Source organism: Streptomyces speibonae (assembly GCF_984686075.1).
In genome coordinates, this window is sequence record NZ_OZ480260.1 from 8,065,129 (window position 1) to 8,085,384 (window position 20,256).

Consider the following 20,256-nt stretch of genomic DNA (forward strand, 5'->3'; position numbering starts at 1 on the left):
GGAGGGGCGGGCCCATGAACTCCAACGACGGTTACCGCGAACTGCCGCGGCAGGAGTGCCTGCGGCTGATGGCCGAGGTGCCCCTCGGCCGTATCGTCTACACACGCCGAGCCCTGCCCGCCGTGCTGCCGGTCACCTTCGGCCTCGACGCCGACGGCGCCGTTCTGCTGCGCACCGCTGCCGGCTCGGACCTGGTTCGCGCGATGGACGGTGCGATCGTCGCCTTCGAGGTGGACGACGTCGACACCGTCCGGCAGTCCGGCTGGAGCGTGGTGGTCACGGGAGCGGCCACGGTGGTGACCGACCCCGTCGAACACCAGCGCCTGTCCCGCACCGGCCCGGTCTCCTGGGTGCCCGCACCGCAGGAGGTCTTCATCCGCATCGAACCCGAACTGATCACCGGCCGCGAACTCGTGGGTTGCCGCACTCTGTGCGGAGTGGACTCGACCGTCTGAGCCGCCCTGTCGCCTCCCGGGGCATGACGCGGTGCTGTCGGGCCGTCCTCCGAGACAGCGACACCGCACCCTCGAGGGGCCCTTCGCCCTGATCCCCGGACCGTCCGGCCGTCTCCCCTGTATGCGAAGAAGGGTGGTACCTGTTCGCATCTGTCGTCAGCGCAACGCGCCACAGCCGGCATCAGCACGCCGCACGCCTGGTCGGCCCACCCCGGCGGCCCCTCCTCCCATCCCTCCCGCACATGGGACGGTGGGGGTGGGGGATCGAAGCGGCGACCGTGACGAGAGGAAAGCGGCGGACATCATGACCGAACGACCCCTGGTCGTGGGCGTCGACGGCTCCGACCCCAGCCTCCTGGCGGTGGACTGGGCCGTGGACGAGGCGGTCCAGCACGGGCTGTCGCTGCGACTGGTGCACGCCTCCCTCTGGGAGCGCTACGAGGGTGCCCACCCGTCGGCAGCCCTGCTGCGCCCTTCGGCCCAGGTGAGGGCGTCGTACACCGTCGCCGCCGCCGCTCAGCGTGCCCGCCGGCGCCGCCCGGAGGCCGCCGTGTCCACCGCGGTCCTCCCGGACGACGCGGCAGGCGCCCTGCTGCGTGAAGCCGCCCACGCGTCGCTCCTGGTGACCGGATCGCGTGGTCGCGGTGCGCTGAAGGGACTGCTTCTCGGCTCGGTCGGTCTCGCCGTGGCGGCGCGGGCGCCCTGTCCGGTGGTCGTGGTCCGGGGCGACCCGGCCGCCCTGGCCGGCAGCCACGAGCGGATCCTGCTCGGCGCGGGGGACCCCTCCGCCGGCGACGGGGCGGTGCGTTTCGCATTCCGTGAGGCCGAGGCCCGTGGATGCGTCCTGGACGTCGTACGGGCCTGGCGCTGCCCGGCGTACGACACCGGCGACCACCCGGCACGGGCCGGAAAGGGCCGATGCCACCACGAGGACGAGGCCTCCGCGCTGCTCGAGGCCCTGCTGGCCGCTGCCGTCGCCGCTCACCCGAGCGTGCGGGTGCGTCGTGCGACCGTCGAGGGCTCCGCCCCGAAGGTCCTGGTGCTCCGGTCGGCCGCCGCCGACCTCGTGGTCGTCGGCGCCCGCCGCGGCAGGGGCCCTGCCGGTCTCGGTCTCCAGCTCGGACGGACGAGCCACACCCTGCTGCACCACGCCACCTGCCCGGTGGCGGTCGTGCCGTGGCGGGACGGGGCCTGATGGCCCCCTGTGAGGACCTGGCGGCCCCTTCCGGGCCGCAGCCCGCCACGCGACGCTGGTAGCAGGGGAAGGGCCATCCTGGAGGTGCGTGTCATGCTGCGTTCACCTGTCGTCGCCGGCGTCGACGGTTCCGTCGAGAGCCTCGCAGCCGCGGAGTGGGCGGCTCGCGAAGCCGTACGCGGCGGACGGTCGCTGCGGCTGCTGCACGCGCGGAACTGGCGCCCGGGTCAGGGCGAGGCGGAGAACGCCGACGCGGCCGGACGGCACCTGGCGCAGCGCGTCCTGCGGGAGGCGGAGGAACGGGTCCGCGCCGTCTGTCCCGATGTCCGGGTCCATGGCGAACAGGTCGAGGGTCCGGCCACGGCCGCCCTGGTGAAAGCGGCGGGAGACGCCGAACTGTTGGCGCTCGGCTCGCGTGGCCTGAACCGCGTCACCGGACTCCTCGCGGGTTCCGTCGCGCTCGGCGTCGTGGCGAAGACGACGCGTCCTGTCGTCCTGGTTCGCGCCGGCACCCCACCGGAGGAGGCGTCGCCCGCCGCGGCACGCCGGGACGTCGTCCTCGGCGTCGACGTCACCCAACCGTGCGACGAAGTGATCGAGTACGCCTTCGAGACGGCCCGCACGCATCACACCCGGCTCAGGGCACTGTACGCCTGGCGCGCACCGGACCCGTTCACCCTGGGTCCCGGAGAGGTCGGCCTCGTGGGCGACCCGCAGCGGGCGGAGGAGTGGCTGGGCTTTCTCACCGCGGTACTCCAGGTGTGGCGGGACAAGTACCCCGACGTGGAGGTGGTGCAGACGGTGGTGGAGGGCAAGGCCGCGGGCGCGTTGGTGAAGGCGGCGTCCGGAGCGGAGCTGGTTGTCGTCGGCCACCGGCTCGCCGGCCGCCCTCGGGTGCCGCGCACCGGCCCGGTCGCCCACGCCGTGATCCACCGCGTCACCTGCCCCGTGGTGGTCGTACCCCACGACTGACACCGCTGCCGAACCCGCCGGAGGTGATCCTCCGCCTCGGCCACACCCTTGCCCTGCCACTCACTCGACGGCCTCCTGCGCTGCCCGCGACGCGGCTTGGCGTGCAGGGGAGGGCGGGATGGCACGCAGGGTGCCCCCTCCGGTCCCTGGGGCGCGGAGGCGGGGTACCCGAGTCCTGTCACCGGAACAGGCAGCCCGAGAGGCGGCCGCAGAGCCTTCGCCCTGCTGCTCGCCGTTGTCCGTACGGAGAGGCGTGACCATGACGAAGCCGGCGACGACCGCCGACGCACAGCCGGGGGAGGGAGCACAGCCGCCCCCGTTGGGCGCGGAGGCCTGCGGATTGCCGACGGAACACGTCGTGCGACTTCTCCGCGTCGACCCGGGCGCCGGACTGACCGCGGCCGAGGCCACCGAGCGGGCCGCCGTCCACGGGCCCAACCGCATGGCGGAAGCGGCCCGGCGGCCGGAGTGGCTGAAGTTCCTCGACCAGTTCCGCAACTGGCTCATCGGCATACTGCTGATGGCGGCCGTGGTGGCGGCAGCCATCGGTGAGGTCGAGGACGCCTTGGTGATCACCGTCGTCCTGCAGATCAACGCCGTGCTCGGCTACCTCCAGGAGCGGCGCGCCGAGCGCAGTCTGGAGGCACTGCGGCGGATGCTGGTGCCGACGGCGCGCGTGCGGCGCGACGGCACGGAACAGGTCGTCGGCGCGGATGCGCTGGTACCGGGGGACGTGGTGCTGCTGGAGGCCGGTGACCGTGTACCGGCCGACGGGCGGCTGACGGTCGCGGAGTCGGTGGAGGTCGCCGAGGCGGCGCTGACCGGTGAGTCGCAGCCCGTCGCCAAGGGCACGGCCCCGGTGTGCGACGGCCACCCGGAAAGGGTCCCGCTGGCCGAGCGCACCAGCATGCTCTTCATGAACACCGCCCTGACCCGGGGCCGCGCCGAGATGATCGTCACCGCCACTGGTATGCGGACCGAACTCGGTGCCATCGCCCACGCGTTGCGCACCGGCGCAGAGCCGCCGAGCCCTCTGCAGGTCCAGCTGGACAGCCTCGGCCGCCGACTCGCGCTGCTCAGCGGCATCGCGGTCGTGGCGTACGCGCTCACCGGGCTGCTCCGCGGCGAAGGGCTCTCCGACCTCGCGCTGCGGGCCGTCGCCCTGGCGGTCGCCGCGATCCCCGAAGGGCTGCCCGCCGTACTCGCCCTCACTCTCGCGCTGGGCGTTCACCGCATGGCCCGGCGCGGGGCTGTCGTCAAACGTCTGGCGGCAGTGGAGTCGCTGGGCTCGGCCACGGTCGTGTGCAGCGACAAGACCGGCACCCTGACCCTGAACCAGATGACCGCACGGGCAGTGTGGGCAGGCGGACGGCTGTACGACGTCACCGGTGAGGGCTACGCCACCGGTGGCACTCTGCGCACCGAGGGCGCCGGCGGCGACGCCGACCTGCGGCGGGCGCTGCTTCCCTTCGCGGTCTGCAACGACGCGCACCTGACCGGCGACGGCGACGACGGGACCGGGGAAAACGGATTCGTCGGCGACCCCACCGAGGCCGCGCTCGTCGTCCTCGCCGCCAAGGGCGGGCTGGACGCCGACCGGTTGCGCACCGAACTGCCCCGCACCGGTGAGCTGCCCTTCGACGCGGCGACCAAGTACATGGCCACCTTCCACGCCGAACCGGACGGCCGTACTCGTGTTCTCGTCAAGGGCGCGGTGGATGTCCTGCTGGATCTGTGCTGCGCCGTCCTGACCGAGGACGGCGAACGGCGCCTGGACGACGAGCCGCGCCGGACGGAGGTCCTCGCGGTGACCGAGCGGATGAGCCGGGCCGGGCTACGGGTGCTGGGTGCCGCCGAAGCGCTGGTGGACGAGCCCCCGTCCGCGAACACGTTGTCCGGTCTGACGCTCCTGTCGGTCGCCGGGCTCGCCGACCCGCCCCGCCCCCAGGCGGGCGAGGCGATGGCGCTGTGCCGCACAGCCGGAGTCGGCGTGAAGATGATCACCGGCGACCATGCGGGGACGGCGGCGGCCATCGCCCGCGAACTCGGCATCGCGGGCGACGTCGTGACCGGTGCCGCGCTGGACGGGATGCCGGAGGAGGAGCTCGCGGAGCGGATCGACGGCATCGGGGTCTTCGCGCGTGTGGCACCCGAGCACAAGGTCGCCATCGTGCGGGCCCTGTCGAGCCGGGGGCACATCGTCGCGATGACCGGGGACGGGGTCAACGACGCCGCCGCGCTCAGGGCCGCCCACATCGGCGTGGCGATGGGGGTCACCGGCACGGACGTGGCCAAGGAAGCCGCCGACATGGTCCTGACCGACGACGACTTCTCCACCATCGTCCGGGCCGTCCGCGAAGGGCGGGCGATCTACGGGAACATCGTCAAGTTCGTCCGCTTCCAGCTGGCCACCAACATCGGCGCCATCCTGACCCTGCTCGGCTCGGCCCTCGCCGGACTGCCCGCACCGCTCACCGCCGCGCAATTGCTGTGGGTCAACATCATCATGGACGGACCGCCCGCCATGGCCCTTGCCGTGGATCCGGCCCGCGACGACGTCATGCGCCACCCGCCGCGCGATCCCGGCGAACGCATCCTCGACGCGAGGCGGCTGTTCGCCATTGGCCGGGCCGGAGCGGTCATGGCCCTCGGGACCGTGGTTCTCCTGGCCGTAGCCCGTTCCCACGTCGACGCGCGGACGGCCGCGACCATGGCATTCACCACGTTCGTTCTGTTCCAGCTCTTCAACGCCCTGAACGCCCGCGCGGACGACGGGCCGCTGCTCAGCCGCTACCAACTGCGCAACCGCACGCTGTGGCTGTGCCTGGTGGGTGTCCTGGCGGTCCAGGTGGCCGCCGTCCATGTGCCCTGGGCACAGAACGTCTTCGGTACCGTGCCGTTGGACGTGGCGCAATGGGCCTTGTGCCTGGGTACGGCCTCAACCGTGCTGCTCGCCGAACTGCTCTGGCGGGTCGCCGTCGGCGGGCCGCGCAGGTGGGAGATGAGCAGGCCGGGGGCGACTGGCACCTGATCCGGACGGTCGTGCTGATCGCTCTGGCCGCGACTGCCGCCCGTCGGCCGTTACCGCCCACTCCTCCGCCCCGGTACCGCACGCCCTGGCCGGGCGGAGGCTCGGTCGTCCACAGCCGTGGCATGAACCAGGCCGGCCTTCCGCCATCGGTGGGTCGCACGCCCCAACCGTCCGCCAGGATGGGACGAGGCCGAGCCCGCGGCCGGACCCCTCGTCCTCCTCGGCCCGTCGTGGTTCCGGGAGGCGCGGCCTGCCGTCAGCCACCTCGACGGTCGGTTCGGCGGACGTGCGGCACACATGGAGTACGACCGTGCCGTGCTCCCGTTGTTGAGGGGCCGGGACGCCTCACCAGCCGAGAGCGCCGGTCGGCCGAGCCGCCTCGACGGCCGAGCCGGGGTCGCACCAGTGCGGTCGTTTCCCCACAATGGGCCGTGGGGCGAGTCGTCACCGCAGGGAGACGCCCTGCTGTCATCGGGGCCGTCAACTGGAAGGGACAGGCGACATCATGCAGCACCGCACGGTCGCAGAGCTCATGAGCCGGAGCGTGGTTCGGGCACGGCGTGACCTGCCCTTCAAGGAGATCGTGGAGCTGCTGAGAGACAACGACGTCACTGCCGTGCCGGTGGTGGACGAGCTGGACCGGCCCGTGGGCGTGGTGTCCGAGGCAGACCTGCTGCGCAAATCGTCCGCTCAGCCCGACCCGTCCGGACGAACGCCGATTCCGCACCTGGAGGCCTGGGAGCGGGCCAAGGCCGAGGGCACCCGTGCCGAGGAGCTGATGTCGGCCCCCGCCGTGTGTGCGCGTCCCGAGTGGACCGTGGTCGAGGCAGCCCGCCTCATGGCCGTGCAGAACGTCAAGCGACTGCCCGTGGTCGACGAGACCGACCGGCTCCAGGGCATCGTCAGCCGCAGTGACCTCCTGCGCATCTTTCTGCGCCGCGACGACGCCATCCGGGACGAGATCACGGGAGATGTCCTGCGGCGGACGCTGGGTCCCGCAGCCGAACAGGTCACGGTCGAGGTGCACGAAGGACGGGTGACTCTCGGCGGGACCGTGGAGGTCACGATGTTGATCCCCGTCATCGAGCGGATGTGCCGGAGTGTGGACGGTGTTGTCTCGGTCTCCGAGCACATCGCCCACCCGCACGGATGATCCCGGCGCGTCCGCACGCCGCCCAGACGGGTCACTGCCCTCGGACGCGTACTTCCCCAGGGAGCGCCTGGCGTCAGTCCGTCAGCGCACGATCGGCGCGGGAGGCTCCCCTCGCCACGACCAACGAGCCGTCGGCTCGGGGGAGACGGTGCCCCGCCGTACGTCACGGATGTGAGCGGGATGCCCGTGGCGGGTGGACGTCGCAGGTCCACGAGGGCGTTCGCCCGTGGTTGAGAACGCGCGGTCTCTGTGGTGCACGTTTCCCCGTGCCATTCCGGCTCGGAGGACCCTGACTCAGGAGGCGGACACCGTCGCCGTGGCTTCGAAGGTTCGACTCGCGAGCCACGCCGCCGAGTGGACCGCCCGGGTGGCCGAGTCGCGCGGTGCGCGGCTGTTGGCCGGTGCACCTTCCGGGGCCGGCCCCGGAACCCATGGACGCCGCTCCTGGGCGGCGACACACAGGCACTGGCGCGAGCTTCGCCCCCGCGAGGCGGCTGCCGGACTCGGATCGCGGCACCCGGGACGGGCTGTGGCCTTGGAACAGATCTCCCAAAGCTCCTCCGCACCGTGACGGCGACGCCTGACCGCGGTAAGCCGATCGAAGGAGGGGACCTGCCATGGGGCTCCGTGCTCCGGGGACACGGGTCGGCTCGGCCGCGCGCGGGACGGGCGTGAGCGGACCTCGGCCCGGATTGTGGTGTCGGATCACTGCCGCCACGATGAAGACATGGCTGTCACGCGTTCCACCGGCCGCTTCGACGCTTTCCGAGCCCTTTCGGAGCGGCGCGGGAAGGCCGGTGAGCGGCTGGTCGAGCGACTGACCCAGGCCAGGGAGGACACGGCGGACGGCCCCGGGAGCTGGGCTCCGGCCGTCGCCGCCGGTCTGGACCTGCCCCCAGCCGCCGCACTCGGGCCCGCTTCCTACTACGCGGACCTCGTCGCCCCCCGCGGCCGGCGCCATGTGCGGATCTGTTCGGCGGCGGCATGCTTCGCCGCGCAGGCGGGACAGCACATCACCCGGGTGGAGCAGGAGCTGGGCGCGGCGGTGGGCACCGTCTCACCGGGCGGGGAAACCTCGCTGCAGGCCGTGCGGTGCCTGGGGTACTGCTACGCGGGCCCTGCCGCGCTCGACGGCATCACGCCCTGTACGGGACCCACGCTCGCCGAACAACTGACAGGGCGCGAGCCACCATCCGCCCCGCAAATCCCGGTGGCCGACGACACCGGCGACCCCGTGCTGCTGGCAGGCGTGGTCGCCGGTGAACCTGCGTGGAAGGTGTGGCCGCGGACCGTGACGGCCGGCGATGCCGACAGGGTCCGGCGGGAGGTGGCCGCCTCCGGGCTGCGCGGACGTGGGGGAGCGGGCTTCCGGGTGGCGGCCAAGTGGGAGGCGGCCGGCCGGGCGCCCGGCACCGTCGTGGTGGCCAACGGCGACGAGGGGGACCCCGGGTCGTACGCCGACCGGCTGCTGATGGAGGGCGACCCGCGGCGGGTGCTGGAGGGCCTGGCGTTGGCCTGTTTCGCCTGCGGCGCCCGCCGGGCGGTGGTGCTGGTCCGCTCGGAGTATCCGCAGGCGCTGGCACGCATGCGGGAAGCGGCCCGGGAAGCCTACGTCGAGGGGCACCTCGGATCCTCCGTGCACGGCACGGACACCACCCTCGACGTCGAGGTGGTGGAGGGCGCCGGATCGTACGTGGCCGGTGAGGAGACGGCGCTGATCGCCGGTCTGGAAGGGGACCGGGGCTGCGCCCGGCCGCGCCCGCCGTACCCGACCACGCGTGGGCTGTGGGATGCGCCGACGGTGGTGAACAACGTCGAGACACTCGCGGCCGTCCCCTGGATCGTGGCCCGGGGCGGCGATGCCTACGCCCGGCGCGGAACACCGGAGGAGACCGGCACGAAACTGGTCTGCCTCTCGGAGCGGTTCGCCCGGCCGGGAGTGCACGAGGTCGCCGTGGGCACCTCGCTGCGGCGCATCGTCACCGAACTGGGCGGTGGCCTGAAGGACGGCAGTGAGCTGACCGCCCTCCAGGTGGGCGGCCCCTTGGGGGGTTTCCTCGCCCCCGGCGCACTCGACGTGCCGCTCACCACGGCCGGCCTGGCGGCAGCCGGTGCCGCGCTGGGCCATGCCGGACTGGTCGCCTTCGACCAGCACGTCGCGCCGCGTGACGTACTCCGGCATGTGTGGGAGTTCGCGGCGGCGGAGAGCTGCGGTGCCTGCTCCCCCTGCCGGGTGGGCTCACGCCGTGGTCTGGAACTGGCGGACGCCCGCACCGGACCCGGCGACGAGTGGAAGCGGCTCGCGCATCTCCTGACCGAGGCGAGCCTGTGCGCGTTCGGACGACGCATCCCGCCCGCCGTGCACAGCCTCGCCCGCGTCTACGGCGACCGACTCGTGGGATGGGAGCCATGAACGAGGTCGAGATCCGCGTCGACGGCACGGACGTTATCGTGCCCGAGGGGTCCTCCCTGCTCGCGGCGGTGCGGGCGGCCGGGACCGATCTTCCCTCGCTGTGCTCCGACGACCGGGTCAGCCCGGCCGGGGCGTGCCGTACCTGCCTCGTGAGCGCCGACGGACGGACCGTGGCGGCCTGTGTGACCCCGGTCGGCCCCGGCCTCCGCGTCGAGACCGGCACCGACGAGCTCCGGCGGCTGCGCCGGGAGGCGGTGGAGGTCATCGCCTCGGCCCTGCCACCCCGGGCCCTCGCCGATGACAACCCCAGTGAACTGGCCGAGATCTGCCGGTCGTCGGGCATCGCCCCCGACACGGCGCAGGGTGCCGGAGGCCGGGGCGGCGACGACTCCCACCCTTACGTCCATCTGGACCGGGACCTGTGCATCGCCTGCGGTCGGTGCGTCCGCATGTGCGCCGAGGTGCAGGGCACGTTCGCCCTGACCCTGGCCGGCCGGGGCGCCGACACCGTGGTCGCGCCCGGCACCGGCGGGCCGTGGGCCGAGTCCGACTGCGTGGCGTGTGGCGGCTGCGTCGACACCTGTCCCACCGGTGCGCTCGCCGAACCCGGCCCGGCACGCGGGCTCACCTCCGCCAACCGGCCGCCCGCGACCCGCACCACCTGCGGATACTGCGGTGTCGGCTGCACCCTGGACGTCGTCACGAAGGACGGCGAGGTCACGGCGGTACTGCCGGCCCGCGACGGCCCGGTCAACCAGGGCCACGCCTGCGTCAAAGGCCGCTTCGCCCATGGGTACCTGACCTCCCCCGAACGGCTCACCCGCCCGCTTCTGAGGCGGGCCGGCCGCCTGGAGCCCGTCGGCTGGGACGAGGCGCTCGCCCATGTCGCCCGCGGGCTGCGCGCGGCCCTCGCGGAAGGCGGCCCGGACGCCGTGGCGGCGATCTCCTCCGCCCGTGCCACCAACGAGGAGAACTACCTCGTCCAGAAGTTCATGCGGACCGTCATCGGCACCAACAACGTCGACAACTGCTCCCGCCTGTGCCACTCCCCGTCCGCGGCCGGCCTGACCGCCTCCTTCGGCCTGTCCGGCGGCACCGACAGCTTCGACGACGTCGAACGGTCCGACTGCCTGCTGGTAGTGGGGGCCAACCCCGTCGAGGCCCATCCGGTGGTCGGAGCGCGGCTGCTGCGGAGTGTGCTGCGCGGGGCCCGGCTGGTGGTCGCAGATCCGCGCGCCGTGGGTCTCGCCGCGCACGCCGACGTGCACCTGCGACCCCGCCCCGGTACCAACGTGGCGCTGTTCCACGGGCTCGCTCACGTCCTGCTCGCCGAAGGCCTCACTGACGAGGCGTTCCTGCGTGAGCGGGCCACCGGACGGGACCGGCTCACCGAGTTGCTGGCCGACTACCCGCCGGACCGGGTCGCGGACATCACCGGGGTGCCCGCCACCGACCTGATCGCCGCCGCCCGGCTGTACGGCGAGGCCGCGCGTCCCGCGATCGTCTACGGACTGGGGGTCACCGAGCACCTGCACGGCACCGACGGGGTGCGGTCCCTGGCCAACCTGGCGATCCTGCGCGGCGCCGTCGGTACCGACCGCGGGCACGGCCTCAACCCGCTGCGTGGTCAGAACAACGTCCAGGGCGCCTCCGACATGGGTGCGCTGCCCGACCTGCTGCCCGGCTACGGCAGGGTGCTCGACCCGGCGGCGCGGGCCCGTGCCGAGGCGGTGTGGGGCGTCTCCGTGCCCCGGCGGACCGGTCTGCGCATTCCGGACATGTTCGCCGCCGCGCGGGCGGGGGAGCTGCGGGCGCTGTGGATCATCGGCGAGGACGTGTGCGCCACCGACCCGGACGCGAACCAGGTGGCCGCGGCCCTGGAGGCGTGCCCGCTCGTGGTGTGCAGCGAACTCTTCCTGTCCGAGACCGCCCGCCGCGCCGACGTGGTGCTTCCCGTCGCCTCCTGGCCGGAGAAGGACGGCACCTTCGTCAATTTCGACCGCCGGTTCCAGCGGGTCCGCCCCGCCGTGTCCCCGCCGGGAGAGGCACGCAGCGACTTCGACGTCGTACACGCCGTCGCGTCGGCCATGGGCGCCGATCTCGGCTGTCCCACCCCGGCCGCCGCGCTGGTCGAGTGCGGCCGTCTCGCCCCCGTCTTCGCCGGAGTGTCCCACGACCGGCTGGACCGGGAAGGCGCCGTCCCCTGGCCCTGCCGGGAACCCGGCCGCCCCGGCGAGGCGAAGCTCTACCGGGAACGGTTCGCCACCGCCGACGGCCGCGCCCACCTGGCCGCGCCGCCCTACCTGCCGCCGGGGGAACACCCCGACGACGACTACCCGCTCGTCCTGGTCACCGGACGGCGCTGGGCGCACTACAACTCCGGCAGCATGACCCGACGCGGCGCGAACCTCACTCTCGACCCCGTCGACTTTCTCGACCTCCACCCCGGCGACGCCCACCGGTACTCCGTGCGCGACGGCGAGCCGATCACCGTGGAGAGCCGGCACGGCAGGGCCCGGCTCATCGCCCGTGTCGGCGACCGGACCGCGCCCGGCCAGGTCTTCTGTGCCTTTCACTTCCCGGCCAGCGGGGTCAACCGCCTCACCTCCGGCCATGCGGACACCGCCACGTCCTGCCCCGAGTACAAGGTCACGGCGGTCCGCCTGGTCGCCTCGTGACGCGGAAGGACGCCGGCCGTGCCGGGACTCCCGGGCGGACACCGGTGGACGGCAATCGCGGACCGACGCTCCCCGCCGCCACGGACGCCTCCTCGATCCAGACCCTGCCGACCGACGGAGTGTTCGCGGCGCTCGGCACCTCGCCCCGAGGGCTCACCTCCGAGGAGGCGGCCGCACGGCGGGCACGCCTGGGGCCCAACGCACTGCCGTCCGCACAGCGCGCACGGCCGTGGCGGCAACTGGCCGGCCAGTTCACCGACCTGTTCGCCGTCGTCCTGCTCGTCGCCTCCGCCATCACGTTCCTGGCCTACGGGCTTGAGGACCCGAGGAACACCGGCACGCTGCAACTCGCCGTGGCCATCCTGTGCGTGGTGGTGCTGAACGCCGCCATCGGCTTCGCCCAGGAGTACTCCGCCGAGCGGACGGCCGAGTCGCTGCAGGCGATGGTCAGACACACCTGCCGCGTGCTGCGCGACGGGGAGGGACGCGACGTGCCCTCGGAGGAGGTGGTGCCCGGCGATGTGGTCGTCCTGGAGGCCGGGGACGCGGTGCCCGCGGACTGCAGGCTGGTGGAGGCGCACGAGGTCTCCGTGAACAACGCGGCGCTGACCGGTGAGAGCGACGCCGTCGGCCGGACGGCCCACCCCGTGGCCGGCGGGCCGGCCCTCCAGGCCCGCAACTGCGCGTTCATGGGCACCGACGTGGTGGCCGGCTCCGCGAAGGCGGTGGTGTTCGCCACCGCCACGGCCACCGAGTTCGGCAAGATCTTCCGGCTCACGGCCGCCGCACCCCGGCAGAGAACGCCGCTCCAGCGTCAGGTGGCCCTGATGGCCCGCAGGGTCGCGGGGACGGCCCTGGCGATCGGCGCGCTGCTGTTCCTGGTGCGGCTGCCGACCGGTCAGCCGTTCGTCGAGACGTTCGTCTTCGCCCTGGGCGTCATGGTCGCGCTCGTACCCGAGGGCCTGCCCGCGACCCTGTCCGTGTCCCTGGCGGTCGGCGTACGGCGCATGGCCCGGCGGCACGCCTTGGTCAAGCGACTGCTGGCGGTGGAGGCACTGGGGTCCACCACGACGGTGTGCACGGACAAGACCGGAACCCTCACCCGGGCGGAGATGACCGTCGCACGGGTGTGGGCGGGCGGGACGGAACACGCCGTGAACGGCGTGGGCTACGCGCCCGACGGCGAGGTCGCCCACCCGGAACCGGTACGCGGACTGCTGACGGCGGCGGCCCTGTGCTGCAACGCCCGGCTCGTTCCGCCCATGGACGACAGCGGATGGCGCGTGCTGGGCGACACCACCGAGGGGGCACTGCTCGTGGTCGCGGCGAAGGCGGGGATCGACCTGGCCGCCGAGGAGGCCGCGGCACCTCGCGTCGCGGAATACCCCTTCGACTCCGGCCGCAAGCTCATGAGCACCGTGCACCGGGACACCGACGGCTACCGCGTGTACGCCAAGGGCGCACCACAGGAGCTCCTCGACCGTTGCGTCGCCGTCGACTGGGAGGGGGAGCGGCGTGAGTTGACCGGCATGCTGCGGACCGGGATCGTCGCCGCCAACGACGCCATGGCCTCCCGGGGGCTGCGCGTGCTGGCGGTGGCCCGGCGGCCGGTGCCGGGCCCGCATCCGGGGCAGGAGACGGCCGAGTCGGAGCTGACACTGCTGGGGCTCGTCGGAATGCTCGATCCGCCGCGGCCCGAGGTCAGCGACGCGGTGACCGCCTGCCGGCGGGCCGGCATCAGGATCGTGATGGTCACCGGGGACCACCCACTGACCGCCGAGGCCGTCGCCCGGAGGGTCGGCATCGTCACGGGGCCCGCGCCCACCGTCGTCACCGGAGCCGGCTTGGAGGCCATGGACGACGACGGCCTTGACGTGCTCCTCGAGCGACCGGGGGAGCTGCTGCTGTGCCGGGTCAGCCCCGAGGACAAGATGCGGGTCGTGGGCGCCCTGCACCGGCGGGGCGAGGTGGTCGCCGTCACGGGCGACGGCGCCAACGACGCCCCGGCCCTCAAGCACGCCGACATCGGCGTGGCGATGGGCGTCTCCGGTACCGATGTCGCCCGGGAGGCGGCCGTCATGGTGCTGCTCGACGACTCCTTCGCCTCCATCGCCACCGCCGTTCGGCTCGGCCGTTCGGTCTATCAGAACATCCGAAAGTCCCTCGTCTATGTCTTCAGCAGCAACATCGGCGAGCTCGTCCCGATCGTGGCCGCCACGTTTGCCGGGTTCCCGTTGGTGCCCATCAGTGCCGTGCAGATCCTCGCCATCGACCTCGGTACGGACGTGCTGCCCGCCCTCGCGCTCGGCGCCGAGTCTCCGGAACCCGACGTCATGGACCGCCCGCCCCGTTCCCGGCGCGAGCGCCTGTTCTCCAGCGCGGTCATGGGACGCGTCCTCTTCCTCGGCGGCATCCAGGCCGTCGGAGTGACCGGCGTGTTCTTCTGGCACATCCATTCCTCCGGCGTCCCATGGGCAGACCTCACCTCGGGCGACACCGCCTACCGGGAGGCGGTCACGCTGGTGCACGCGGGCATCGTGCTCAGCCAGTTCTTCGTCGCCCTCGCGGTGCGCACCGACCGGCAGAGCCTGCTGCGCATCGGTCCGCTGTCCAATCCCTGGTTGCTGGCCGCCGGCTGCTTCGGCATCGCCGTCATGGCGGGCATCAGCTATCTGCCCCCGCTCCAGGAGCTGTTCAACACGGCCCCGCTGTACGTCGGCGACTGGGCTCTCCTCGCCGGTCTCGGCGTGCTGGTCCTGCTCGCGGAGGAACTCAGGAAGGCGTGGCTGCGCCGTCGGCACGCGGGCCCGAGAGGAGAGACACGATGAGAGTGATCGTCGTCGGCTGCGGACGTGCCGGTTCCGCACTCGCCGCCCGACTCGCCGCAGAAGGCCACGACCTACGGGTCGTGGACCGCGCGCCCAGGGCCCGCAGGTCGCTCCCCGCGGGTTTTACCGGCCGCTTCCACGAGGGCAACGGCTACAGCCGTACGGTCCTCGATGCCGCCGGTACCGGAGACGCCGACGCGTTCGTCGCCGTCACCTCGTGCGACAACAGCAACATCGTCAGCGCGAGAACGGCCAAGGAGACGTACCGGGTACCGATCGTCCTCGCCCACGTCTCCGCCTCCAGCAGCGCCGACCTCTGCCGTGACCTCGGCATTCCCACCGTCGCCAGTGTCCGGTGGACCGTGCACGAGATCCACCGGATGCTGCTGCACCGCCACCTCACCCCCGACGTCAGCTTCGGCAACGGTGAGACACTGCTGATCCGCTCGCACCTGCCCGGCCATCTGGCCGGGCGGCTCCTGACGGAACTCGACGTCGACGGCGAGATCCGCGTCGTCGAGGTGACCCGGGCGGGCCGCTCGCGCATCCCCGCGCACCACACCCCCGCCGAGCCCGGAGACCTGGTCACCTTCGCTGTCGCCGCCACTTCGCTCGGCCGGCTGCGCGGCTTTCTGGACAAGGAGCTGGGGACGTGAAGGCTCTCGTCGCCGGCGCCGGACGCCTGGGTACGCAGATCGCCCGCGTCCTCGCCGCCGCCCGCAACGACGTCACCCTCGTCGACGTCGACGACGACCTCGTCGCCGGACTCGAAGGCCGGCTGCCGGTACGCCTCCTGGCCGGAGACGCCTGCGACCCCGCCTTCCTCGAGCATGCCGGAGCCCACACCGCCGACCTCGTCCTCGCCACCACCGGCACCGACGAGAACAACCTCGTCATCAGCCTCCTCGCCAAGCGGCGGTTTGCCGTGCCGCGCGTCGTGGCCCGTGTCAACGACGCGGAGAACACCTGGCTCTTCGACCGTGCCTGGGGAGTGGACACCCCGGTGCCCGTGGCCACGCCCCTGGTTTCCCTGATCGAGGAGGCGACCGGCGCCACCGACACCGTCGCTCTGCTGCGCCTGAGCAAGGCCGGTGTCGACGTGATCGAGACGGCCATCACCCCGCAGTCCCGGGCCGCGGGGCGCACACTCGCCGAGATCGCCCTCCCGGCGGGCACGGTCGTCGCGACCGTCGTCCGGGAGGGACGGCCCACCATCCCCGCGCCCGATATGCGGTTGCGGCCGGGCGACGAAGTACTCATCGTCTCCCACGCCGCCACCGAGCAGGAGATCCACGCGGCCTTCCAGTAGCCGGGGCCCGCGGTCACGGACCGATGCCGACGACGTCGGGCAACGGGCCCGAGGTGAAGGGCGTGCTGCTGCGGGTCGGAGTGCGGCAGGACGCGGTCCGGGGACGCGCGCATCTCGAAGGAGGGCTGCCGCGGAGGCAGCGGAATCGCCTTGGCCGGACGTCGTGCAGGGACGGGGCGGAGGCCGCGTCGTGCACGGGACTCGTCGCACGTTCCTCCGACAGCGCTCGCTGGTTCACAGGAGGGCCCCCGCTCACTCTCCGGCCGCGGTGATGCGCCGTCCGGTGAGCTGTGCGGGACGGATCAGCACCCACATCTCGCGCTCGCCTCCGGCCCACGGCGTGGTGTGGGCGTGTTCGGTCAGACGCCGTACGTCGTCGGGTTCGGTGACCGCCTGTGCGGGGCCCACGGCGAGCACGCTCCACCCCCGGCTCATGGCCTCGTCCAGGTGGTCGACCTCGAAGGCGACGTTCGACCCCACGGCGGCCGCGGGCACGGAACCGGGAGCGGTCCGGAAGGCGATCGCGTCGTCGACGACCTCGTAGTTGACCGGCACCACCGCGGGGCCTTCGGCCGTGGCGACCGCGATGCGTCCCACACCGTGGGTGGAGAGCAGAGTCCGGCACTCCTCCGGTTCGAGGTCCCGGAGTCGGGGGTGCAGCAGGGCCGTGCCCTGGCCGGGCGGCAGGTCGGCACCACCACCGCGCAGTGCCTGCACGCTGGTGTTCAGTGCTGCGGCCAGTCGGATGAGGGTGGCGAGGCTGGGATCGCCGGGGTGCTCCTCGAGGTAGGCGAGATAGTCCGGCGCCATCCGGGCGCGGCGGGCCGTCTCCTCCCGGGTCAGGCCCTGCCGTTCGCGTTCGGTGGCGACGCGCCGGCCGATGTCGCCGGGGTTGGGCGACTTGTCGGGCGAGGGCGCGCCGGCCTCGGTCTCGGACTCGTGTCCGAGATGCTTGATGTGGGCGTCGGGGCCGGGAAAGACGAGCGTTACGTCGAGCGTGTCCGACCAGCGCACGTCGTAGGGGGGTGTGCCGTCCTCGTGGTGCAGCCCGACGATCTCGCCGTCGCGCCTGGTACCCCCCGTCGCCGGGCTCTCGATGATGATCTGATCGCCCAGGTGAGCTCGCATGATCGTTGCCCTTTCGTCACGTACCGGGTGCGACTTTTCCGCTGAGTCACTTCTCGAAAGACGTCGGGTGGCGGAGGCGGGTACCGGCGCGGTCGCTGCCCAGCGCGCCGGCCGGCCCCGCCTCCCCCTCAGCCGGTGATTTCGATGCGGTGCGGCTTGGCTTTCTCGGCCTTGGGGACGCGCACGGTGAGGACTCCGTTGGCCAACTCCGCGGTGATGTTCTCGGTGTCGGCGTTCGGAGGCAGATTCGTGCGGTAGTCGAACTCCCCGACGTGCCGGGCCTGCCTGCGGAGCACGCCCGTGCGTTCCTTCTCCTTGATCTCACCGTGGATGTCGAGCTCGCCGTCTGCGACCTCCACCGTGATCCGGTCCTTGTCGACGCCGGGTACCTCGAGCTCCATCAGGTAGGCGTCCTCGGTGTCCTCGACATCGGCCAGCGGTGCCCACATCCCCGCCTCGGCCTGGGGGAATCCGCTACCGGGGAAGGGGAAGGCGGAGTGCATGAGCTGTTCCATCCGGGTGCGCAGTTCATCCAGCTCCCGGAACGGGTCCCATCCGGGGACCGAACCCCTGTTGCGGTGTACGGGAAGCGTCATCAGTTGTTCCTCCTGTTCTCCTGTGCGCGGAGCACCTGGTCGCGCGGACGCATCCGCGGCTCAGCGGACCGGGTGTCCGGCGGGCCTCGGATCCGGCGGGTTCGCGGGCCGAGGCGCGGAGGGTGGTCACATCGGCCACCCGACGGGCGGACGGGGATCCGACTGTGCCGTGCCCGCCCCTTGGACATCGCGTTCGGCGATGTCCAGCAGTTGGCGGCCCAGATCATGTACGGCCCTGCCCGCAGCCAGCTCGTCGCCGATCTCCGGGACATCCGCGTCGGCCGGGTTCCGGCGTGCGGTGCCGTGTCCGGTGAGCACCGTGGTCCCGGTGTCGATCACCGCTCGGGCCTTCGTGATGCCCTCCTCCTCGAAGAGGTAGAGGCGAGTCTTCCATTCCAGGGTGTGCGACATTGCTGTCCTCCTCAGCTCGGGACGGACCTAGGACCCCGCACCGGAGCGGCCGGACGCCGCCCGCCGCGCGGCTGACGCCCACGTCCGCTCGGTGATACGCCGCCGGACCCGCTCGGTGAGCGTGCCGAGTTCCCCGGAGGCCGTCGCACGAGGGGGGACGGGGGTACGGATCCTCCGGGCGGACGGCGGCAGTGCGGCCACGTCGGCGGTGAACCTTTCCCGGCACTCGCGAAGCGTCGGCCCGCTGCTGGTGCGTTGCCCGTTCCGCATGACCGTTTCCAGCAGCGGTACGCAGTCGCTCGGTGGCCGCTCGTCGGCGAGACCGATCACGTCGGCACCACCGGTCCGACGAAACACCTGCTTCCGCCCGGGTGCCGTCACCTTCGCCGACGAGAGTTTCATGACCGGTCGCCCTTCGTACTCCACCATTTTGTACGCGGAGTCCAGGTACGGCGCGTCGGCCGAGACGCCGACCCGCGTGCCGACCGCGTAGACGTCGACCGGTGCTCCGGAGCGGACTAGGTCGTCCACGGCGTACTCGTCGAGCCCTCCGCTGGCGGTGATCCGCACGTCGGTCAGGCCCGCTTCGTCGAGCAGGTACCGGGTGCGCACCGCAAGGGCTCCCAGATCACCGCTGTCCAGGCGTACGGCACAGCCCGGTCCGCGGTTCAGGTCCTTGAGCACACGTGCCGCGACGCGGACGCCCTCCTCGGTGTCATAGGTGTCCACCAGGAAGGTCACGGGGCCTGGGTGGGTCCGGGCGAACGCGCGGAACGCCTCCTCCTCGTCTTCGAACGCCTCCACGTACGAATGGGCCATCGTGCCGACGGCGGGCAGGCCCAGGGACGTGGCCGCGGCCACGTTGCTGGTCCCCGCAAAACCGGTCATCGCACCGAGCCGGGCGGCCTGGAACCCGGCCTGTACGCCGTGGGTCCGTCGCAGGGAGAAGTCCACGACCGGGTGTCCGGCCGCCGCGAGCACACAGCGCGCGGCCTTCGAGGCGATCATCGTCTGATGACTCACCTGGTTGAGCACGTACGTCTCGACCAGCTGCGCCTGCGGAAGCGGAGCGGTCACCTCCAGCAGGGGCTCACCCGCGAGGACGATCCGTCCCTCCGGCACCGCCCGCACGCTGCCGGTGAATCGCAGTCCGAGCAGAGGCTCCAGATCCCGTGGCGGTCGGTGGAGAGCGGCGGCGAAGGCGCTGACGTCCTCCGGGCCCACATGCAGCCCGGACAGGTAGTCCAGGGCCGATTCCAGCCCCGCCGCAACCAGGAAACCCCGCTCCGCCGGCAGATCGCGGACGAAAAGGCTGAATGTCGCCGGACCGGTCATACCCTCCCGCAGATAGGACATGGCCATCGTCACTTCGTACAGATCGGTGGTCATCGCCTCGGACATCGGGCCACCTCCTCCATCGCGCTCCGCCTGCCAGGTGTCACCGGCGGAACCGGCTGGCCCACTCGGGCTCCACCAGACCCCACTCGGCGTCCCACTGCGCGTACCTCCTGCGGTTCAGCGCGATGCGCACGCCCGCCCGCGCGAGGAAGACACCGGCCGTCACACCGATGACCGTGAAGCCTCCGGCAAGCCAGCCGTTCGCCAGGGCCTGGCGCGTCGTGAGCGGCGGGCCGGTGACGGCTGCGTCCCGGTCCACCCAGATGCGCACCGTGGCCCCTTCGGACAGGCCCGGCTTCAGGCGGGCGCTCGACGTCCGCACCGCGCCGCTGTCGTCGGTCCAGCGGACCTCTGCCTCTTCCTTGGTCGCCCGGCCGACGTTCTCGGTGATCGACATGACCTGTGCGCTGACCTGCTGCCGCTCCGCCGACTGGGTCTGCGCCGTTCGCATCGACGACTCGTAGGCCGTCCTGCCGACAAGGAGCCCTGCCACCGGAAGTCCGACGACCAGGACGACCAACAGCACGCGACGCAGCCAGAACTCGACCCGGTCCGACGTGCGGATGAGGGGGTTGTGGTTCTTGGGCGTCCCGTGCCCGCGTGGCTCCAGCGGACCGGACGCGTACGGTGAACTTCGGGTACTCATGGTCGGGCCTCCAGCACAGTGCGCTGGTCGCTTCCCTTACCAC

General features: G+C 72.5%; 15 protein-coding genes. 10 read left to right on the forward strand and 5 right to left on the reverse strand.

All coding sequences use genetic code 11. The features are described from left to right. Nucleotides 1–14: 14 nt before the first annotated feature. The 10 genes from AC5L3C_RS35995 to AC5L3C_RS36040 all read left to right on the forward strand — a co-directional run bounded on the left by AC5L3C_RS35995 (nucleotide 15) and on the right by AC5L3C_RS36040 (nucleotide 16,034). A complete protein-coding gene (locus tag AC5L3C_RS35995; RefSeq protein WP_493653298.1) occupies nucleotides 15–455 on the forward strand; it encodes a pyridoxamine 5'-phosphate oxidase family protein in 441 nt (146 codons plus the stop codon). A gap of 304 nt (nucleotides 456–759) precedes the next feature. Next, nucleotides 760–1,650: a universal stress protein gene (locus tag AC5L3C_RS36000; RefSeq protein ID WP_493653300.1), complete on the forward strand. Its 891-nt coding sequence runs from the start codon at nucleotides 760–762 to the stop codon at nucleotides 1,648–1,650. A gap of 96 nt (nucleotides 1,651–1,746) precedes the next feature. Next, nucleotides 1,747–2,622 (forward strand): universal stress protein, encoded by an 876-nt coding sequence (locus AC5L3C_RS36005; RefSeq protein WP_493654175.1) that lies wholly within the window; start codon nucleotides 1,747–1,749, stop codon nucleotides 2,620–2,622. Nucleotides 2,623–2,881: 259 nt separating this feature from the next. Then, nucleotides 2,882–5,653 carry a cation-translocating P-type ATPase gene (locus AC5L3C_RS36010; protein ID WP_493654177.1) on the forward strand — a complete coding sequence of 924 codons (2,772 nt, stop codon included), beginning with the start codon at nucleotides 2,882–2,884 and terminating at the stop codon, nucleotides 5,651–5,653. A gap of 505 nt (nucleotides 5,654–6,158) precedes the next feature. Further along, nucleotides 6,159–6,806 carry a CBS domain-containing protein gene (locus tag AC5L3C_RS36015; RefSeq protein ID WP_493653301.1) on the forward strand — a complete coding sequence of 216 codons (648 nt, stop codon included), beginning with the start codon at nucleotides 6,159–6,161 and terminating at the stop codon, nucleotides 6,804–6,806. 727 nt (nucleotides 6,807–7,533) lie between these two features. After that, on the forward strand, nucleotides 7,534–9,219 hold the full coding sequence (locus tag AC5L3C_RS36020) for an NAD(P)H-dependent oxidoreductase subunit E (RefSeq protein ID WP_493653303.1): 1,686 nt from the start codon (nucleotides 7,534–7,536) through the stop codon (nucleotides 9,217–9,219). After that, nucleotides 9,216–11,897, forward strand: coding sequence for a formate dehydrogenase subunit alpha (gene fdhF, locus AC5L3C_RS36025; protein ID WP_493653305.1), 2,682 nt, complete (start codon nucleotides 9,216–9,218; stop codon nucleotides 11,895–11,897). The genes AC5L3C_RS36020 and fdhF overlap by 4 nt, the downstream gene beginning before the upstream one ends. Beyond that, the gene (locus tag AC5L3C_RS36030; protein WP_493653307.1) at nucleotides 11,894–14,725 is read left to right on the forward strand and encodes a cation-translocating P-type ATPase; all 2,832 of its coding nucleotides are present in this window, start codon (nucleotides 11,894–11,896) and stop codon (nucleotides 14,723–14,725) included. The genes fdhF and AC5L3C_RS36030 overlap by 4 nt, the downstream gene beginning before the upstream one ends. Continuing rightward, nucleotides 14,722–15,381 carry a potassium channel family protein gene (locus AC5L3C_RS36035; protein ID WP_493653309.1) on the forward strand — a complete coding sequence of 220 codons (660 nt, stop codon included), beginning with the start codon at nucleotides 14,722–14,724 and terminating at the stop codon, nucleotides 15,379–15,381. Before AC5L3C_RS36030 ends, AC5L3C_RS36035 begins: the two co-directional genes overlap by 4 nt. Next, nucleotides 15,378–16,034, forward strand: coding sequence for a potassium channel family protein (locus tag AC5L3C_RS36040; RefSeq protein WP_493653311.1), 657 nt, complete (start codon nucleotides 15,378–15,380; stop codon nucleotides 16,032–16,034). Before AC5L3C_RS36035 ends, AC5L3C_RS36040 begins: the two co-directional genes overlap by 4 nt. Nucleotides 16,035–16,286: 252 nt before the next feature. Here the strand turns inward: AC5L3C_RS36040 and AC5L3C_RS36045 are convergent, their stop codons facing one another. The 5 genes from AC5L3C_RS36045 to AC5L3C_RS36065 all read right to left on the reverse strand — a co-directional run bounded on the left by AC5L3C_RS36045 (nucleotide 16,287) and on the right by AC5L3C_RS36065 (nucleotide 20,213). After that, on the reverse strand, nucleotides 16,287–17,162 hold the full coding sequence (locus tag AC5L3C_RS36045; protein ID WP_493653312.1) for a pyridoxamine 5'-phosphate oxidase family protein: 876 nt from the start codon (nucleotides 17,160–17,162) through the stop codon (nucleotides 16,287–16,289). A gap of 128 nt (nucleotides 17,163–17,290) precedes the next feature. Further along, nucleotides 17,291–17,758 carry an Hsp20/alpha crystallin family protein gene (locus AC5L3C_RS36050; RefSeq protein ID WP_493653314.1) on the reverse strand — a complete coding sequence of 156 codons (468 nt, stop codon included), beginning with the start codon at nucleotides 17,756–17,758 and terminating at the stop codon, nucleotides 17,291–17,293. 126 nt (nucleotides 17,759–17,884) lie between these two features. Further along, on the reverse strand, nucleotides 17,885–18,169 hold the full coding sequence (locus tag AC5L3C_RS36055) for a DUF1876 domain-containing protein (protein WP_493653316.1): 285 nt from the start codon (nucleotides 18,167–18,169) through the stop codon (nucleotides 17,885–17,887). Nucleotides 18,170–18,196: 27 nt separating this feature from the next. Further along, the gene (locus AC5L3C_RS36060) at nucleotides 18,197–19,570 is read right to left on the reverse strand and encodes a nicotinate phosphoribosyltransferase (protein WP_493653317.1); all 1,374 of its coding nucleotides are present in this window, start codon (nucleotides 19,568–19,570) and stop codon (nucleotides 18,197–18,199) included. Nucleotides 19,571–19,607: 37 nt separating this feature from the next. Next, nucleotides 19,608–20,213: an Rv1733c family protein gene (locus AC5L3C_RS36065; protein WP_493653319.1), complete on the reverse strand. Its 606-nt coding sequence runs from the start codon at nucleotides 20,211–20,213 to the stop codon at nucleotides 19,608–19,610. Nucleotides 20,214–20,256 lie beyond the last annotated feature (43 nt).

Excerpts from the sequence above, each read along its gene's own strand:
- AC5L3C_RS36000 (WP_493653300.1), top strand. The coding sequence starts at position 760 with ATGACCGAACGACCCCTGGTCGTGGGCGTCGACGGCTCCGACCCCAGC.
- AC5L3C_RS36055 (WP_493653316.1), bottom strand. The coding sequence starts at position 18,169 with ATGTCGCACACCCTGGAATGGAAGACTCGCCTCTACCTCTTCGAGGAG.
- AC5L3C_RS36050 (WP_493653314.1), bottom strand. The coding sequence starts at position 17,758 with ATGACGCTTCCCGTACACCGCAACAGGGGTTCGGTCCCCGGATGGGAC.
- AC5L3C_RS36010 (WP_493654177.1), top strand. The coding sequence starts at position 2,882 with ATGACGAAGCCGGCGACGACCGCCGACGCACAGCCGGGGGAGGGAGCA.
- AC5L3C_RS36045 (WP_493653312.1), bottom strand. The coding sequence starts at position 17,162 with ATGCGAGCTCACCTGGGCGATCAGATCATCATCGAGAGCCCGGCGACG.
- AC5L3C_RS36020 (WP_493653303.1), top strand. The coding sequence starts at position 7,534 with ATGGCTGTCACGCGTTCCACCGGCCGCTTCGACGCTTTCCGAGCCCTT.
- AC5L3C_RS36015 (WP_493653301.1), top strand. The coding sequence starts at position 6,159 with ATGCAGCACCGCACGGTCGCAGAGCTCATGAGCCGGAGCGTGGTTCGG.
- fdhF (WP_493653305.1), top strand. The coding sequence starts at position 9,216 with ATGAACGAGGTCGAGATCCGCGTCGACGGCACGGACGTTATCGTGCCC.
- AC5L3C_RS35995 (WP_493653298.1), top strand. The coding sequence starts at position 15 with ATGAACTCCAACGACGGTTACCGCGAACTGCCGCGGCAGGAGTGCCTG.
- AC5L3C_RS36035 (WP_493653309.1), top strand. The coding sequence starts at position 14,722 with ATGAGAGTGATCGTCGTCGGCTGCGGACGTGCCGGTTCCGCACTCGCC.
- AC5L3C_RS36065 (WP_493653319.1), bottom strand. The coding sequence starts at position 20,213 with ATGAGTACCCGAAGTTCACCGTACGCGTCCGGTCCGCTGGAGCCACGC.
- AC5L3C_RS36060 (WP_493653317.1), bottom strand. The coding sequence starts at position 19,570 with ATGTCCGAGGCGATGACCACCGATCTGTACGAAGTGACGATGGCCATG.